The sequence below is a fragment of the Mesorhizobium sp. M1A.T.Ca.IN.004.03.1.1 genome (assembly GCF_003997555.1).
Classification (GTDB): domain Bacteria; phylum Pseudomonadota; class Alphaproteobacteria; order Rhizobiales; family Rhizobiaceae; genus Mesorhizobium.
Map to the genome: position 1 here is coordinate 1 of NZ_RZTV01000364.1, position 270 is coordinate 270.

At 62.6% G+C, this 270-nt stretch carries 2 pseudogenes; one reads left to right on the top strand and one right to left on the bottom strand.

The window, feature by feature from the left end:
- Positions 1 to 77, top strand: a pseudogene (locus EOD29_RS31985) (L,D-transpeptidase); the annotation flags it as partial.
- Between the two features lie 74 nt (positions 78 to 151).
- Here the strand turns inward: EOD29_RS31985 and EOD29_RS31990 are convergent.
- A pseudogene (locus EOD29_RS31990) lies at positions 152 to 270 on the bottom strand (EamA/RhaT family transporter); the annotation flags it as partial.

Here is a 270-nt window from a genome sequence, read left to right on the forward strand (position 1 = left end):
GCATGATGAATCACGATGTCATCGATCTCTATGGTCGCGTCGAGGTCGGCGCCAGGGTCGTCGTCATCCAGGCTTGACCAACATGTCTGCTGAAAAAGCCGCCGCAGCGATCGCTGTCGGCGGCTGTTGACGTGTTGGTTCCCGCTGATGGTCAATGGCGCGGCGCGGCAATACCCGTCGAAAGCGCCACCCCGATGCCGGTGATCACCGCGGCGCTGATTTCGGTGATGCCGATCGCTTCGCCGAGCAGGAATCCGCCGCCGAGGGTTG